General features: G+C 61.5%; 15 protein-coding genes and 1 pseudogene. 10 read left to right on the plus strand and 6 right to left on the minus strand.

The window, feature by feature from the left end; genetic code table 11:
• Nucleotides 1-12: 12 nt before the first annotated feature.
• The 4 genes and pseudogenes from J9870_RS29550 to J9870_RS16335 all read right to left on the minus strand — a co-directional run bounded on the left by J9870_RS29550 (nt 13) and on the right by J9870_RS16335 (nt 2,606).
• Nucleotides 13-317 (minus strand): annotated as a pseudogene (locus J9870_RS29550) (DUF6482 family protein).
• Nucleotides 314-853, minus strand: a complete 540-nt coding sequence (locus J9870_RS16325; protein WP_210639040.1) for a DUF3833 domain-containing protein — start codon at nt 851-853, stop codon at nt 314-316. The pseudogene J9870_RS29550 and the gene J9870_RS16325 overlap by 4 nt, the downstream one beginning before the upstream one ends.
• A complete protein-coding gene (locus tag J9870_RS16330; RefSeq protein WP_246883012.1) occupies nt 850-1,365 on the minus strand; it encodes a chalcone isomerase family protein in 516 nt (171 codons plus the stop codon). The genes J9870_RS16325 and J9870_RS16330 overlap by 4 nt, the downstream gene beginning before the upstream one ends.
• A gap of 185 nt (nt 1,366-1,550) precedes the next feature.
• A complete protein-coding gene (locus tag J9870_RS16335; protein ID WP_210639042.1) occupies nt 1,551-2,606 on the minus strand; it encodes a LacI family DNA-binding transcriptional regulator in 1,056 nt (351 codons plus the stop codon).
• 127 nt (nt 2,607-2,733) lie between these two features.
• On the opposite strand from J9870_RS16335, the gene J9870_RS16340 reads away from it, so the two are divergent.
• Genes J9870_RS16340 through J9870_RS16350 form a run of 3 tightly spaced genes read left to right on the plus strand, consistent with a single transcriptional unit; the run spans nt 2,734 to nt 5,793 of the window.
• On the plus strand, nt 2,734-3,657 hold the full coding sequence (locus J9870_RS16340; RefSeq protein WP_210639043.1) for a TIM barrel protein: 924 nt from the start codon (nt 2,734-2,736) through the stop codon (nt 3,655-3,657).
• Nucleotides 3,658-3,677: 20 nt separating this feature from the next.
• A complete protein-coding gene (locus J9870_RS16345; protein WP_210639044.1) occupies nt 3,678-4,847 on the plus strand; it encodes a Gfo/Idh/MocA family oxidoreductase in 1,170 nt (389 codons plus the stop codon).
• 43 nt (nt 4,848-4,890) lie between these two features.
• Nucleotides 4,891-5,793 carry a sugar phosphate isomerase/epimerase gene (locus J9870_RS16350; RefSeq protein ID WP_210639045.1) on the plus strand — a complete coding sequence of 301 codons (903 nt, stop codon included), beginning with the start codon at nt 4,891-4,893 and terminating at the stop codon, nt 5,791-5,793.
• A 9-nt stretch (nt 5,794-5,802) separates the two neighbouring features.
• On the opposite strand, the gene J9870_RS16355 is transcribed toward J9870_RS16350, so the two are convergent.
• Nucleotides 5,803-6,261, minus strand: a complete 459-nt coding sequence (locus J9870_RS16355) for a metallophosphoesterase family protein (RefSeq protein ID WP_210639046.1) — start codon at nt 6,259-6,261, stop codon at nt 5,803-5,805.
• Nucleotides 6,262-6,538: 277 nt separating this feature from the next.
• Between J9870_RS16355 and J9870_RS16360 the strand changes: the two genes are divergently transcribed.
• From J9870_RS16360 to J9870_RS16370, 3 genes are all read left to right on the plus strand, one after another.
• Nucleotides 6,539-8,107, plus strand: a complete 1,569-nt coding sequence (locus tag J9870_RS16360) for a sensor domain-containing diguanylate cyclase (RefSeq protein WP_210639047.1) — start codon at nt 6,539-6,541, stop codon at nt 8,105-8,107.
• 118 nt (nt 8,108-8,225) lie between these two features.
• Nucleotides 8,226-10,226 carry a U32 family peptidase gene (locus tag J9870_RS16365; RefSeq protein ID WP_210639048.1) on the plus strand — a complete coding sequence of 667 codons (2,001 nt, stop codon included), beginning with the start codon at nt 8,226-8,228 and terminating at the stop codon, nt 10,224-10,226.
• 347 nt (nt 10,227-10,573) lie between these two features.
• Nucleotides 10,574-12,313: a dipeptidase gene (locus J9870_RS16370; protein WP_210639049.1), complete on the plus strand. Its 1,740-nt coding sequence runs from the start codon at nt 10,574-10,576 to the stop codon at nt 12,311-12,313.
• Between the two features lie 54 nt (nt 12,314-12,367).
• Here J9870_RS16370 and J9870_RS16375 read toward each other — a convergent pair whose 3' ends face one another.
• Nucleotides 12,368-12,595 carry a DUF3079 domain-containing protein gene (locus tag J9870_RS16375; protein WP_210639050.1) on the minus strand — a complete coding sequence of 76 codons (228 nt, stop codon included), beginning with the start codon at nt 12,593-12,595 and terminating at the stop codon, nt 12,368-12,370.
• A gap of 201 nt (nt 12,596-12,796) precedes the next feature.
• Between J9870_RS16375 and J9870_RS16380 the strand changes: the two genes are divergently transcribed.
• From J9870_RS16380 to J9870_RS16395, 4 genes are read left to right on the plus strand one after another with little or no spacing between them, the layout of a single operon-like run.
• Entirely contained in the window at nt 12,797-13,327 is a 531-nt protein-coding gene (locus tag J9870_RS16380; protein WP_210639051.1) for an iron transporter, read from the plus strand.
• Nucleotides 13,328-13,329: 2 nt separating this feature from the next.
• Nucleotides 13,330-13,692: a cupredoxin domain-containing protein gene (locus tag J9870_RS16385; protein ID WP_210639052.1), complete on the plus strand. Its 363-nt coding sequence runs from the start codon at nt 13,330-13,332 to the stop codon at nt 13,690-13,692.
• Nucleotides 13,693-13,714: 22 nt separating this feature from the next.
• Nucleotides 13,715-14,569, plus strand: coding sequence for an FTR1 family protein (locus J9870_RS16390; RefSeq protein WP_210639053.1), 855 nt, complete (start codon nt 13,715-13,717; stop codon nt 14,567-14,569).
• The gene (locus tag J9870_RS16395) at nt 14,557-15,924 is read left to right on the plus strand and encodes a 4Fe-4S binding protein (protein ID WP_210639054.1); all 1,368 of its coding nucleotides are present in this window, start codon (nt 14,557-14,559) and stop codon (nt 15,922-15,924) included. The genes J9870_RS16390 and J9870_RS16395 overlap by 13 nt, the downstream gene beginning before the upstream one ends.
• Nucleotides 15,925-16,350 lie beyond the last annotated feature (426 nt).

Here is a 16,350-nt window from a genome sequence, read left to right on the forward strand (position 1 = left end):
GCAAGCGGGCAGCTACCAAGGCTCGTCCAGAAAAAGTGGCAGGCGCAATGGCTCGCCCCCCCCTCGCGCAAACCGCACATTTCATCATGGACCACCTGTTGCACCAGCACGCACGGCAGGCGCGGCACAAAACGCAGCAGTTCACGAAGATGGGTGGTAGAGCGCACCGGCAACGTCTTGCCCGATTCGTCGAGCAGCGTATACAACCCACTGCCCCGCCGAGCGCGCAACACGTAAAGACCGCCTTCCAGCGACAAGAGCTCGAGTTCGTGGATCCGACCGTCGACGGCCAGATCGGTCAGCTCCTGCAAGGTCATGGCGTACTCCCGGCCTGACGCCGGAAAAACAGGGTCACCTGGCCCAGCTCGACACCGAGCTTGCTCATGCTGGAACGGTTGATCAGCGTGTCTTCATCCATCAGGTACATCCAGTCATCGAAAGTGACTTCATAGGTCGAACCGTCGACCGGCAGGTTCAGCCGATAACGCCAACGTAGAGCATTGCCAGCCACTTCTCCCTGCGCCTCGCCGATCACGTCGTCCGCACGACCGCGCCAAAGCCCTGGCCCAACAGGCGTCAACGTCCAGACCCGCCGCTGGCGAGTGCCGTCGCTGTAGAGGAAACGCTCATCCAGGATCAGTCGATCACCCTCGTGGCGGCTGGAAATCTCCACCACAAAACGCTTGATCACTTCACCCGAACGCTTTTGATAGATGCCCCAGGCCTTGACGGGCTTGCTGAAAAACTGCGCCAGATCCAGTCGTGGTTGCTGGTCGGCATAACGTTCGACATTCACATTCCCGCAACTGGTCAGGCCCAGCATCAGCAGCAATGCCAGCAGAAAATGCTTCACTGATTCTCTCTCCCTTCACTTGAACTCTGGATTCCAAGTAATTGATTCCTAAGAATGGGTTCTCGAGTTCGAGGATCGAGCCAGATAGCAAAAAATGCCCGGGCAAACAGTGGGTCTGCGACCACAAGAGACAGCTTTTCACCCACATAGAAATGACAGCCCTGCCCCGGTAGATACACGCCAGTGATACGGCTTCCAGGCTTCACATCAATAAAAGCACGGCGCATTTGACCGGCCCATTCGTCCCGGCGCTTGACGTCCAGGGGCGCCCCGTTGAGGCGCTGCATTTCCTTCAGGCTCGTTTGGACCAAAGCCTCTTTACCGATGACGCGCCGGTAACTGAGTTCCAGGGCAAACGCCGTTTCCAGGCTTGGCACAGCGGCCGCACTCCAGAGCCTGGCCTGGTAGATGTCGAACCCGTACCAGTCGAAATCGGCTTGCCCGACCAGGCGCGTGCCTGGCAAAACGCCGCGCCAGTCCGACAAGGTTTGAGTGCAATAAAGCGTAGACATGCACACCACTATAGCGACCAAGCTTTTCCTGAGCGCGAGCGACCGGGCCATGAAAGCACTACTCGTTTACCAAGGGAGCCTTGATAATTGTACAAGAAATTAATTTTGTACAGCTTTTAAAGAAAACTCCGCTTACTTACACGAGGCTCATTTCGCAGAATGGATAAACCGGATCGTATGTGCAGCTATATGCTTTCCGAGACATCGATCTGAAGTGGCACCACCCGCCTTGACGCCGAGCCTGGCGGCGTGGCTGTTGCTGCCTCGACCAGTGCTTCAACCGCTTGTTCGGCCATGGCCGCGACAGGATGCGACAGCACCGCCTGGACCAGCCCCGTCTTCAACGCGTCACGCGTCAGTGGCGTCAGGTCATGGCACACCACGATGGGCAAGCGCAGCTGTCGGTCCTTGAGATCGCGCAAAGCCCGCAACACCCCCGCTATGCCACCTCCAGCCACATAAAGCCCGACAAGATCAGGTTCTGCCGTGAGCAGGTCCAACGTGTTGCCATAGGCGAACTCATCGTCCTCCAGCGTCAGGCGCGAGGCGAGCAGTTCCCATTCACTGGAGTGCTCCGCCAGATAACTGCGAAAGCTCAGTTCACACAACTCCTGGCACTGGAAACGCTGGCTGCTGAGCATGACCGCCACCGGGCCAGGCTGGCCGGCGAGGCGACTGACGAACCAGCCTGCCGTGCGCCCGGTGAGCCGGTTGTCCAACCCGACATAACCTGTGCCGGTAGCGCTGGACAGCTCGGACAGCAGTGCCACCACCGAAACACCCGTCTCGCGCAGTTGTGCGACCGCCTCGCGCACCCTGGGATGGTCCACCGCCACCACGCCCAGGCCGTCCACTTGATCGCGCAAGGACGAGATGCGCTGCGCCACGGTGATCGGGTCGAGGTCATCCAGATAGCCGATGACCACCCGAATCCGCGCTCGCGTGCACGTTGCGGCGGCATTCGACAACGCGTGGGCAAGGCCTTGGTAAAAAGGCACGCCGCTTTTCTGCAACAGGAAGCCAAGCCGCAAGGTCGGGCGGTCATTGAGCACCCGCTGTTCGATAACGCCCTTGGCATGAAACCCCAACCGCGCGGCAGCCGCGGCGATGCGCTGGGCGGTGTCGGCGCGCACGTCAGCGCGCAGGTTCAGCACCCGGTCGACGGTGGACAGGCTGACTCCGGCTTCCCGAGCGACATCGGCCATCGTGGGCCGCAGCTTACGACGTGGTTTTTCTGACATGTTTTGACACCTCTATCGGGCATCATGAGGGGTTTTGATAGATTAAGCCATCACCCCATGGCCCCCTCTGCGGCAACCCAATAGCATCAGGCCAAGCACATAAAAACAAACACAGCCGGAGTGCCCCATGACCATCCACATTTGCACCGCGCCTTGCTGCTGGGGCGTCGATGACGTCAAGAATCCTTTCCTGCCTCCGTGGCGCCGCGTGCTTGGCGAAGCGGCCGAGGCCGGCTATCGCGGCATCGAGCTGGGCCCCTATGGTTACCTGCCGCTCGACGCCGGAACCGTCAGTCCCGTCTTGTCCGAACTTGATCTGCATGTGGTCGCCGGGACGATCTTCGACGACCTCGTCACCCCCGCCAACCTGCCCGAACTGCTGCGCCAGACCCATGACATCTGCACGCTGCTCAAACAGCTGCCGCCCATGGAACAGCAAACCGGCCAACGTCATGCAGGGCCCTACCTGGTGATCATCGACTGGGGCCACGAGGAGCGCGACTACGCCGCCGGCCACTCGGACCGCGCGCCACGCCTGGACGATGCACGCTGGAACACCATGATGGCGCACATCCGCGCCATCGCCGACCTCGCCTGGCACACCTACGGCATCCGCGCCGTTATCCATCCCCACGCCGGCGGCTACATCGAGTTCGCCGATGAGCTGGCGCGCCTGGTGGACGACATTCCCGACGAAGTCGCCGGGCTGTGCCTGGACACCGGGCATCTCTATTACGCGGGCATGGACCCGCTCGCCTCGCTGCGCACCTACGCTCATCGCCTGGACTACCTGCACTTCAAGGACATCGACCCGGTGGTGTTCGACCAGGTGCTGAACGAGCACATCCGTTTCTTTGCCGCCTGCGCCCGAGGCGTGATGTGCCCCATCGGGCGTGGTGTCATCGACTACCCAGCGCTGCACAGCCTCGTGCATGAATTGGGTTACCAGGGCTGCATCACCGTCGAACAGGAACGTGACCCGCGCAACGCCGGGACCAGCCTGGACGACGTAGCGGCCAGCCGCGCCTACCTGGCCCGAATCGGTTTCTGATCAGCACAAGGACAAACCCCATGATCAACGGCAGCAAAACCCTTACGCGCCCCATCCGCTGGGCCATGGTCGGTGGCGGGGAGCAAAGCCAGATCGGCTACATCCACCGCTCGGCCGCCCTGCGCGACCGGAGTTTCGAATTGGTCGCCGCGGCGCTGGATATCGACCCTGCACGCGGCCGGACCTTTGGCGAGCAATTGGGCATCGACCCCGCGCGCTGCTATTCGGACTACCTGAGCCTGTTCGAACTGGAAGCGCAACGTGCCGATGGGATCGAGGCAGTGTCGATCGCCACGCCCAACGGCACCCACTACGCCATCACCCGGGCCGCCCTGGAAGCCGGGCTGCATGTAGTCTGCGAAAAGCCGCTGTGTTTTACCCTCGAACAGGCCGAGGCACTGCGCACCCTGGCGCAAACCAAGGGCCGCATCGTTGGCCTGACCTACGGCTACGCCGGGCACCAGTTGGTCGAACAGGCCCGGGCGATGATCGCGGCGGGAGAACTGGGGGACGTGCGTATGGTGCACATGCAGTTCGCCCATGGTTTCCATAGTGCACCGGTCGAGGCGCAGAACCAGGCCACCCAGTGGCGCGTCGACCCGCGCCAGGCCGGGCCCAGCTACGTGCTGGGGGATGTCGGCACCCACCCGTTGTACCTGGCGAAAGTGATGCTGCCCGACCTCAAGATCAAACGGCTGATGTGCAGTCGGCAAAGCTTCGTCGCCAGCCGCGCTCCGTTGGAGGACAACGCCTACACCTTGATGGAGTACGAAGGCGGCGCCATGGGCATGGTCTGGTCCAGCGCGGTGAACGCCGGGTCCATGCACGGGCAAAAGATCCGTGTGATCGGCTCCCGGGCCAGCCTTGAGTGGTGGGACGAACGGCCCAACCAACTGAGTTTCGAAATCCAGGGCCAACCGGCGCAGGTCCTGGAGCGCGGCATGGGCTACCTGCACCCCGACGCGCTGCAGGACGACCGTATCGGCGGTGGCCATCCCGAAGGGCTGTTCGAAGCCTGGTCCAATCTCTATCGCCGCTTTGCCCTGGCCATGGACGCATCCGACCGTGGCGACAGCGAGGCACTGGCCGCCCTGCGCTACCCCGACATCAACGCCGGCGTCGACGGCGTGCGCTGGGTCGAACGCTGTGTGGAATCAGCCAACCAGGATTCAGCCTGGGTCGCGTATTGACCCCCTCGCCACGGTAATGAGCATTACTTGAAGGAGAACAACAATGAAAATCGCCCTCGACCCGTACATGCACCGCCACCTGAGCCTGCCGGATCTGTGCCGCAAGACCGCCGAGCTTGGCTACGAGTACCTGGAGCTGTCGCCACGGGAAGACTTCCTGCCTTGGTGGGTGCGCCCCCGCGCCCACAAGGAACGCATCGTCCAATTCAAGAAAGCCCTGCGCGACCATAATCTGCAACTGGCCTCTCTGCTGCCAATGTACCGCTGGGCCAGCCCCCATGAAGACGAACGCCGGGCGGCGGTGAATTACTGGAAAGAAGCCATCCAGATCGCCGTGGAGATGGGCTGCACAACCATGAATTCGGAGTTCGGTCGCGGGCCTTCACCGGATCGCGGGCACAAAGTCAGCTGCTGCGGGGGGCTACACAGCCATGAGTCCAGCGAAGCGGCCTGGTGGCGCTCGATGGAGGAACTGGTGCCGATCCTGGAAAGCGAGGGCGTCACGCTGAACGTCGAACCGCACCCGGAAGACTGGTGCGAAACCCTGCACCCGGCCCTGGACATGCTCAAGACCATCGGTTCGGACAACGTCAGGTTTCTTTACTGCACGCCGCACACCTTCTATTTCGGCGATGACATGAAGGCCATGATCGCCGAGGCGGGGTCGATGATCGCCCATGTCCACATCGCCGATACCTACAACCACAAGGCCTCCTCCGGCCTGCGCTACATCGTCAACCCACCAGGTGCCAAAGTCACCGTCCACCAGCACATGGACATGCACCAGGGCGAGATCGACTGGGACCTGTTCTTCAGCGAACTGGCCAAGACTGGCTTTGACGGCATCGTCACCGCCTGCGTGTTCGGCTGGGAAGAACGGGCGGATGAATCCGGGCGCTTCATGCGCAAGGAAATCCAGGCCTACGTCGATAAGTACTTCAGGTAGACGCGTTCGTCACTCCAGTAATTGAACGATCCGCGGCTCTATCGCGCTTGCGCTCACCTCGAGCAAGGCCAGCGTCACCGGTAGCTTGAACCGCCGCCGGCCGGCGCTGCCGGGGTTGAGGTACACACGTTCGCCGCGCCACTCGATGCCTGGCTTGTGGGAGTGGCCGGTGATCACCAGTTTCACTCCCGGTTCGAGCACCGCCGGCACATCAGCGATGTCATGCACCAGCAAAACCAGCCACCCGCAGAGCTCGAATTGCAGGCGGTCGGCAAGTTGCCCAGCCCAATCGGCCCCCAAGTCGTTATTGCCACGCACCACATGCAATGGTGCGATGGATGCCAGTTGATCCAGGATCCCGTGGCTGCCGATGTCACCGGCATGGATGATCCGATCACATTCCTCCAACGCTGCCAGCGCTTGCGGACGGAGCAGACCGTGGGTATCGGAAATGACGCCAACCTTCATGAGCGGTCCCCTCGCAGAAAACAGCGGCTACCGTGCAGCCCAACGGGAGCAAGCTTGCGCGCCACAATGACTCAGGCAAACCCTGGAAAGCAGCATGGCTTGACCGACAGCTATTAGGCACTAACCGCGGGCGTTTGTGTCCTTACTTTAACGCCTGATATCTACCCACGCGTGTCACCGCACATGCCGGCCGCGTCGCAGCTAGCTAACGTGCTGAAATCGAATAAGATAGGCTCCGCCTCAATCGTGCGCAGACCCGTCGTAGAAGGAAATATTGATGCTCGGACGCAAACGCCCAGAGCCAAGGATTGCCAACCCTGATGAGGCCTTTTCCCCCGAGGCTGCACGGACCGGAGCGGCATTGCGGCTTACCGTAAGCTTCATGCTGGTGGTGGTTATCGCCTTCCTGGCCGTTGAAGGCTGGCGGACCTGGCGCGATTATCGTGCCGCGTTTTCGTCCGCGCGCGACTCCGTGACGAATCTGGCGCGGGCCACGGCGCAGCACGCCGAAGACACCATCCGGCAAGTGGATGTGGTGACTGCCGCGCTCAGTGAGCGGGTAGAAGGCGACGGTCTCCCGAACATGGACATCCCGCGCATCCATAAGCTGCTGGTACAACAGTCCGCCATCATGCCGCAACTGCACGGGCTGTTTATCTACGGCCCGGACGGCCAGTGGATCGTGACGGACAAGGAAGTGACCCCGGAACCGGCCAACAACGCCGACCGCGATTACTTCCAGTACCACCGCACTCACGCCGATCGAGGCGTGCGTATCGGCGAGGTGATCAGGAGTCGATCCACCAACGATCTGATCATCCCCATCTCCCGACGCCTGAACAATCCTGACGGCTCGTTCGCCGGCGTGTTGCTTGGCACGGTCAAGGTCAGCTACTTCGTGGACTACTACGGCGACTTCAAGATCGACGACAAGGGTGCGCTGGTCCTGGCCACGCGAAGCGGGACCATTCTGGTACGCCGGCCCTTCGTTGCCTCGGTGGTCGGCAAAAGTCTACTCAATAGTGTGATCTTCAAAAGCTATCTGCCCACTTCGAACCAGGGTGTCGCAGAGGCCAAGGCTGTCATAGACGACACCGAACGGCTGTACGGCTACAGGGCCCTGACCACCTACCCATTGGTGGTAGAGGCCGGTCTATCCCGGGAATCCATCATCGCCCCCTGGCGTCGCGACCTGCTCAAGACCAGCTTCGTGCTGATTTTCCTGATCGTGATACTCGTTGGCTTCGGGCTCATCGTGTTGAGCCAGTTGCGCTACCGGATGACCATGGAAAAACAGATCCGCAGCGCACACCAGGCCATGCGGGACATGGCGTTGACCGACAGCCTGACCGGGCTGGGCAACCGCAGGCGCCTGGACATTACATTGGCTGATGAGATTCGCCTGGCCAAGCGCCAGGGTTCTTCCCTGGCGTTGATCATGCTCGATGTCGATTACTTCAAACGCTTCAACGACAAGTATGGCCACGCCGCCGGGGACGACTGCCTGCGCGCGATTGCCGGTGCGATCCAGAAGACCATCAAGCGACCGGGTGACCTGGCCGTCAGGTACGGCGGCGAAGAGTTCACCGTGTTGCTTCCCCACACCGACAGTGCAGGTGCGACCAAGATCGCCCAAGAGATCCTGCAATCCATCCGGGCGCTGAACATCGAACACGTCGACCACCCATTGGGCATCGTTACCGCCAGCGCGGGCATCACCACCAGCGAGCCGGGCAGCGAGGACATGACCCCGGCCATGCTGATAAAGGCTGCCGACGCTTTTTTGTACCTGGCGAAAAACACTGGGCGAAATCGCTGGTGCAGCGCCGGTGCGTCCCAGGGATGACGCCAGCGGGACAACCGCGCATCGGTCCACATCACACGAACCCAAGTCCACAGGTGCCGACCAGGTGCCTGGCGGCTACAATGGTCGCTTCGTCCGTGACCAGCCTGATAAAAAATACATGTCCTTGCCCAAACATCATCTGGAACTGCTCAGCCCCGCCCGCGACGTGACCATCGCCCGCGAAGCCATCCTGCATGGCGCCGACGCCGTGTACATCGGTGGCCCGAGTTTCGGTGCGCGTCATAACGCCTGCAACGAGGTGGGTGATATTGCCCGATTGGTGGAGTTCGCCCATCGCTACCACGCCCGTGTGTTCACCACGATCAATACCATCCTGCACGACAATGAGCTGGAGCCGGCCCGTCAGCTGATCCACCAACTGTACGATGCCGGTGTCGATGCGTTGATCGTCCAGGACCTTGGGGTAATGGAGCTGGATATCCCGCCCATCGAGCTGCACGCCAGTACCCAGACCGACATCCGTACCCTGGCACGGGCGAAGTTCCTCGACCAGGCCGGTTTCTCGCAACTGGTGCTGGCCCGCGAGCTGAACCTGCAGGAAATCCGCGCCATCGCCGACGAGACCGAGGCGGCCATCGAGTTCTTTATCCATGGCGCGCTGTGCGTGGCCTTTTCCGGCCAGTGCAACATTTCCCACGCCCAGAACGGTCGCAGCGCCAACCGTGGCGACTGCTCCCAGGCCTGTCGCCTGCCCTACACCCTCAAGGATGACCAGGGCCGGGTGGTCGCCTACGAAAAACACCTGTTGTCGATGAAGGACAACAACCAGAGCGCCAACATCCGTGCCCTGGTGGAAGCCGGCGTGCGTTCGTTCAAGATCGAAGGGCGCTACAAGGACATGGGCTATGTGAAGAACATCACCGCCTATTACCGCCAGCGCCTGGACGACGTCCTCGAAGACCGTCCGGACCTGGCCCGCGCTTCCAGCGGCCGCACCGCACACTTCTTCGTGCCGGATCCAGACAAGACGTTCCATCGCGGTAGCACCGACTATTTCGTCAGCGAGCGCAAGATCGACATCGGCGCCTTCGACTCCCCGACCTTTACCGGCGTGCCGGTGGGCGTGGTGGAGAAAGTCGGCAAGCGCGACCTGCAAGTGGTGACCTTCGACCCGCTGTCCAACGGCGACGGCCTGAATGTGCTGGTCAAGCGCGAAGTGCTGGGGTTCCGGGCCAACATCGCCGAGCCCAAGGGCGAATTCGAAGAGGACGGCCAGAAGCGTTACCGCTACCGCGTCGAGCCCAACGAGATGCCCGCAGGTATGTACCAATTGCGCCCCAACCATCCGCTGAGCCGCAACCTGGACCACAACTGGCAGCAGGCGCTGCTCAAGACCTCCTCCGAGCGCCGCGTGGGTCTGTCCTGGGTGGCGCGCCTGCGCGAAGAACGCTTGGAACTGACCGCCACCAGCGAGGAAGGCATCAGCGCCAGCGTGGCCCTGGATGGACCGTTCGGCCTGGCCAACAAGCCGGAGCAAGCGCTGGAGCAGTTGCACGACCTGCTCGGGCAATTGGGCACGACCGAATACCACGCCACCTCGACCAGGCTGGATGCGCCCCAGGCGTACTTCATTCCCAACTCGCAGCTCAAGGCATTGCGTCGCGAAGTCATCGAGGCCTTGACCGCCGCCCGCATCGAGGCCCACCCGCGTGGTGGCCGCAAGGCCGAGACCAGTCCGCCACCGGTGTACCCGGAGTCGCACCTGTCGTTCCTCGCCAACGTCTACAATCAGAAGGCCCGGGACTTCTATCACCGTCACGGCGTGAAGTTGATCGACGCCGCGTTCGAGGCCCACGAAGAAACCGGGGAAGTGCCGGTGATGATCACCAAGCACTGCCTGCGCTTCTCGTTCAACCTCTGCCCCAAGCAGGCCAAGGGCGTCACCGGCGTGCGCACCAAGGTCGCGCCAATGCAACTGATCCACGGTGATGAAGTACTGACGCTGAAGTTCGACTGCAAACCCTGCGAGATGCATGTGGTGGGCAAGATCAAGGGCCACATCCTTGACCTGCCACTACCGGGCAGCACCGCGCAGCCAGTGGTCGGCTACATCAGCCCTGAAGACCTGCTCAAGACGATTCCTCGCGCGCCGCATTGAGCAACGCCAACCTGTGGGAGCAGTCTTGCTCCCACATTGGCCTTTGGGTAACTGCAGAATTTGTATCCAGCGCAAATCCCCTGTGGGAGCGAGCTCGCTCGCGATGGCGTCACCAGGATCAGTATTGATGCAAACTGACCCACCGCTATCGCGAGCAAGCTCGCTCCCACATTGGGTTTTGGGTGGCTGGAATAAATTTTTCATTTCTGCGCCGTTTTTGCCTCGCTGTGCGACAGATTTTTCCTCGGGACTCCCCCAGCGCTTCTTCGCAATGTTAGGTTGTAAGGGTTTGTGTCATCAAATCAGACACTTCTCTCTCAACTGCCTGCAAAGGAATGCCCCCAGCAATGGACTTCTCCCTCAAGCACCTGGCCGTGACCACCCTGCTCCTGTCCAGCCTCGCATCAATCACCACCCCGGCATTTGCCAATATCAGCGCGCAACAGAGCGCGGCCATTGTCAAAACCTTTTCCGACGCCCCTGTCACCGATTTCCGGCAGTTCCTGGCAAGCGTGGCCAAGAACGACGTGGCCAAGACAGCCAACCTCGCCCCAGCTATCAGCGCCTTCCTCGACAACAAGCCGCTTTCGGCTGAACAGCAGAACGAAATCCATCGCCTGCTGGGTCTCTATGCCCGGGTGAAGTACGGCAACGCAGCCACCGAGACGTTGAAAGAGCTGGTAGCGATCCCGACCTTTCGCAAGGACGGCGTTGCCCAGCACGAGAACCCGGAGTTCCTCAAGATCGCCGACAAGATCAAAAGCCTGGCCGAATCTTTCAACCTGAACTTCCGCAACATCGACAACCGCGTCTATGAGATTTCCCTCGAAGGCAGCGGCGACGAAGTCGTGGGCATTCACGCCCATGCCGACGTGGTGCCGGTGACGCCGGAAAACTGGGTGCTCAAGGACGGCACCCGGCTCGATCCGTTCAAGGTCACCCTGGTGGGCGACCGCATGTATGGCCGCGGCACCGAGGACGATAAGAATGGCATCGTGGTGGCGCTCTATGCCATGAAGGTCATCAAGGAAGAGAAGCTGCCGCTGGCGCGCAATTTCAAGCTGCTGGTCGACACCACCGAGGAAACCACTGGCGACGCGATCCCCTATTACTTCGAACACAACCCAACGCCCAACTACAACCTGGCGCTGGATGGTGGTTATCCGGTCGTGATTGCCGAAAAAGGCTACGGCACGGTCATGGCGAACTTCGCCCGGCGCAATGCACAGGGCAAGGGCGCTGAGATCACTGCGCTGACCGGTGGCCTGGCCACCAACCAGATTCCGTCGACCTCGGTAGCTACCTTTGCCAGCGACAAGCCGGCCGAACTGGCCGCCAACCTGCTCAAGGCCGGTAGCGACTATGCCAAGCGCAATGGCGGCAACTTCGAGGTGTCCAGCCAGGTCGTCGGCAAGGAGGTCAAGCTGACCTTCACCGGTGTGTCGGCGCACTCCTCCGAACCCGAGTCAGGCGTCAACCCGGTGGCGAGGATGCTGGACTTCATCAACGGCCTGGGCGGCAAGGTCGCGCTCAAGCACAACCACATCACCGATGCCGCCCGCTATGCCGCCGACAACTGGGGCCTGGACTACCTGGGTAACAAACTGGGCATTGGTTTTTCCGACGCCTTCATGGGGCCGCTAACGGCGTCCCTGACCTATGTCGGCATGGATGACAAGGCTTTCAAGCTGGCGGTCAACCTGCGGGTACCGGTCGGCAAGTCCACCGAAGCGCTCAAGACTGAAATCGCCGATAAGCTCGCCGCCTGGAGCAAGAAGTCCCACGTCGCCGTAGCCTTCGATTATTCCATCGATGAACCGATGTACCGCAACCCTGAAGGCGAATGGGTCAAGGCGCTGTTGGCCGTGTCCACCGAAAACCTGGGCATGGAACACAAGTACGGCACCTCCGCCGGCGCCACTTCGGTTCATGACTTGCCCAACGGCGTGCAGTTCGGCCTGGCCATGCCTGACGTCAAGTACACCGGCCATAACGACAACGAGTTCAAGACGGTCGAGCAGTTCCTGCTGGACCTGCAGATCGTGACCGAGATGATGGGACGGATCGGGCAGTTGCCGAAGCTCTAAGACAAGTGTGATCCATTGTGGCGAGGGAGTTTGCTCCCTCGCCACAGGTTTGTTTCATTCCTTCAGGTGGGTTGCGCTTGGGTCGATGACCTTGGCCGTAATGTCCACCAGCTCCAGCCCCCAATCACCATGCAGGTACCAGTCCTCGCCGATCATCTCAGCCGGGTGCATCGTTCGATCGGCACCGTTACCACAGGCCAGCGCACTGGTCGCACAGTAACGATCACAGCCCCAGCAAATGCGCTCGGGATGTTTGGGACTGATGGGAAAAGGCTTTGCCATGACGACCCCGTATAACCGGTGGGTGTAGCCGTACCGTACCGCGTAGGGGCGCAGTGGCCCTTGATTCTGATCAAGAACCGCCGAGCCTGAGTGAACTGCCGCTGGCGAGCGTGAATTAACGCTGAAAATTGACAAGAATCATTATTATTCGCAGCGAAGCCTCCTAGACTCGGCCATCCCTTAGTCGTCCAGGAAGTCAGTATGCGTACCCTTGCTCCTCTCTCTATCGCCCTTCTGTTTCTCTCCCCCCTGGCCCAGGCCAAGGAATACCCCATCGGCGAACCGCAGATGTGCCCCGGGCTGGAGGTCGGTGCAGTGTATTTGCAGCCGATTGAAATGGCCCCGGCCGGGATGATGCGGGCCACGGCCGATTCCGATGTCCACCTGGAAGCCGACATCCGCGCCACGGCGGACAACAAACAGGGCTTCCAGGAAGGCAGCTTCGTGCCCTACCTCAACGTGTCGTTCCAACTGAAGAAACAAGGCAACGACACCGAGCTCAAGGGTGACTTCCACGCCATGGTCGCCAACGACGGGCCGCACTATGGCGACAACGTCAAGCTGCTCGGCCCTGGCAAATATCAACTGACCTTCACTGTCCTGCCACCCGGCGGCCATGGCTCCCTTGGTCGTCATACCGACAAGGAAACCGGCGTGGCGCCCTGGTTCGAACGCTGCGAACTGCATTACGAATTCGTCTACGCCGGGATCGGTAAAAAAGGCGGGTACTGAGCATGAGCCGCTCATCCTGCCCACGGCGCGGCGCGGCTCATCGACGCCTGGCCTGGTTGACGCTGGCCGGCTTGATGCTGCCCTCGATCGCCCATGCCGAACTGCCGACCTACGAGTTGAGCATCCGCGACGGGCATTTCACGCCGCCGCAACTGGAAGTACCGGCCGGGCAGCGCTTCAAGATCGTGCTGAAAAACGTCGGCCAGGGCCCGGCGGAGTTCGAGAGCACGCCACTGCGGGTGGAGAAAGTGCTGTCCCCCGGCGTTACCACGTTTGTGGTGATCCATCCGCTGCGCCCCGGGCGCTATCCGTTTTTCGATGAATTCAATCCGCAACTGCCCGAGGGCGGCATCCTGGCCCAGTAATCGGCCAGCAGGAGGCGTTTGCATGACTCAATCGATGTTTATTGTCTGGCGCGAGAGCGTCGAGGCGCTGTTGGTGATCGGTATTCTCCAGGCCTGGGTCGGCCGGCAGCAACAAGCCAGCCAACTGCTGCGCTACCTATGGGCCGGCGCGGTGCTGGGCTTGCTGCTGTCCGGCGTGCTGGCCGGGCTGATTCTGCTGGCTGGCGAGGCCATGAGCGGCGCCGCCAACGAATGGTTCCAGGCGTCATTGGCACTGATCGCAAGCTTGCTGATCGTGCAAATGGTCGGCTGGATGCACCGCAACGCGAGGACGCTCAAGCATGACCTGACGCGCCACGCCGATCAACGCCTGAGCCGCCAGGGTGGCCTCGGCTTGATGGTACTGGCGTTACTGGCGGTCAGCCGTGAAGGCAGTGAAACCGTGGTCTTCCTGTACGGCGCCGGTGCCCGCCTGCAAGGCTCGCAACTGGGTCTGTTCGCCGTCGGGGCAATCGCTGGCCTGACACTGGCGCTGTTGACTGTTTCCTTGCTGCACAGCACTCGCCGGTTCATCTCGTGGCCGCGTTTCTTTGCCATCAGCGAAGCGATCCTGCTGCTGTTGGGAGCGGCGTTGCTGGTCAGCGGTATCGAGCGGATCGGCGGGCAACTGCTCGGCATGGACTGGCCGGACGCGGTGTATCGCGGCATTGGCGAGGCGCTTTGGGACAGCAGCGCGATACTGGACGACGGCCATGGTTTCGGTGGATTCCTGGCTGACTTCACCGGCTATCGCGCCAGCCCCAGTGCGCTAACGTTGCTGGTGTGGCTCTGCTATTGGGGTGTCGTCGCGGGTTGGCTGCGGCCACGCAAGGCGCAAGACCTGCCATGTCCGACCTGAACCCTTGGCTCCAGCGCCTGGGCGACGGCATGCGGCGCCACGGTGCAAGCATTCGCGCCGTGCAATGGGCGGTGGTGCTGTTTTACGCAGTGCTGCTGGTGATACCGGCCCTGTTGCCATTGCCCGGCAGCCAGGCGCGCCTGTTCGACAACCTGACGCTGCTGGCACAGTTTCTGTTCTGGGGCCTGTGGTGGCCGTTCGTGTTGCTGTCGATCGTGTTGTTCGGGCGGCTCTGGTGTGGCGTGCTGTGTCCCGAAGGCGCCTTGAGTGAATGGGCCAGCCAGTACGGCAAGGGCCTGGGCATGCCCCGCGGGTTGCGCTGGGCCGGTTGGCCCACCGTGGCGTTCTGCCTGACCACCCTCTACGGTCAACTGATCAGCGTCTACGACTATGCCCAGGCTGCGTTGCTGATCCTGGGTGGCTCGACCGTCGCCGCGGTGATCGTTGGCCTGTTGTTCGCCCGCGGCAAGCGGGTGTGGTGCCGTTACCTGTGTCCAGTCAGCGGCGTCTTCGCCCTGCTCGCCCGTTTGGCGCCAGTGCATTTCCAGGTGAACGAACAACGCTGGCTGGAAAACCCCGCTCCACGGCGCCCTCCCCCCAACTGCGCGCCCTTGCTGGACATCCGCCGTATGCGCGGCGCCGCCGATTGCCATGCCTGTGGTCGCTGCAGCGGCCAACGCGATGCGGTGCGCCTGATTGCCCGCTCCAGTAATGAGGAAATCCTTCACTCTACCGCCAACACGCTCTCGCCCTGGGATGTTCGCTTACTGTTGTTCGGCGTCATCGGCCTGGCCATGGGCGCCTTTCAATGGACTGTCAGCCCTTGGTTCATTGCCCTCAAGCAAAGCCTGGCGCAATGGTTGGTCGCGCATGGATGGTTCTGGGCCTTACAGGACAACGCACCTTGGTGGCTGCTGACCCACTATCCGCAACTCAACGACAGCTTCAGTTGGCTCGATGGCTTTTGCATCGTCGTTTATCTGGGCATGAGTGCCTTGTTGCTGGGCACTTCGCTGATGCTATTGATGCGCCTGGCGGCAAGCATTTCGGGTGATCCCGCACAGTATTGGCCCTTGGCCATCACCTTGACGCCCCTTGGCGGTGCAGGACTGTTCCTCGGCTTGTCGGCCACCACGGTCAAGCTGCTGCGTTATGAAGGACTGCTGCTGGAATGGGTGCAGCCGGCACGGGCAGGGTTGCTGGTGCTGGCGATCGCATGGAGCCTGTGGTTGGGCTGGAAACGCCTGGGGCAGATGACTGCATCACCGATTCAACGACTGCCAGCCATGGCCTGCCTGGTCCTGGCCAGCGGCTTGGTGGGCTACGGCTGGTGGTTGCAGTTCTGGGGGTGGTGATCACCGCTCCAACACCTGAACTCCCACATCGGATTTGTGTTGCCCACAACATTCGGACACAACACAAAACCCTGTGGGAGCGAGCTTGCTCGCGATGACATCGGCACATCCAACATCACTGCAATCTGACCCTCCGCCATCGCGAGCAAGCTCGCTCCCACATCGGATTTGTGTTGCCCACAACATGCGGACACGACACAAATCCCTGTGGGAGCGAGCTTGCTCGCGATGACATCGGCACATCCAACATCACTACAATCTGACCCTCCGCCATCGCGAGCAAGCTCGCTCCCACATCGGATTTGTGTTGCCCACAACATGCGGACACGACACAAATCCCTGTGGGAGCGAGCTTGCTCGCGATGACATCGGCACATCCAACATCACTGCAATCTGACCCTCCGCCATCGCGAGCAAGCTCGCTCC

Source organism: Pseudomonas sp. Tri1 (assembly GCF_017968885.1).
Taxonomy (GTDB): domain Bacteria; phylum Pseudomonadota; class Gammaproteobacteria; order Pseudomonadales; family Pseudomonadaceae; genus Aquipseudomonas.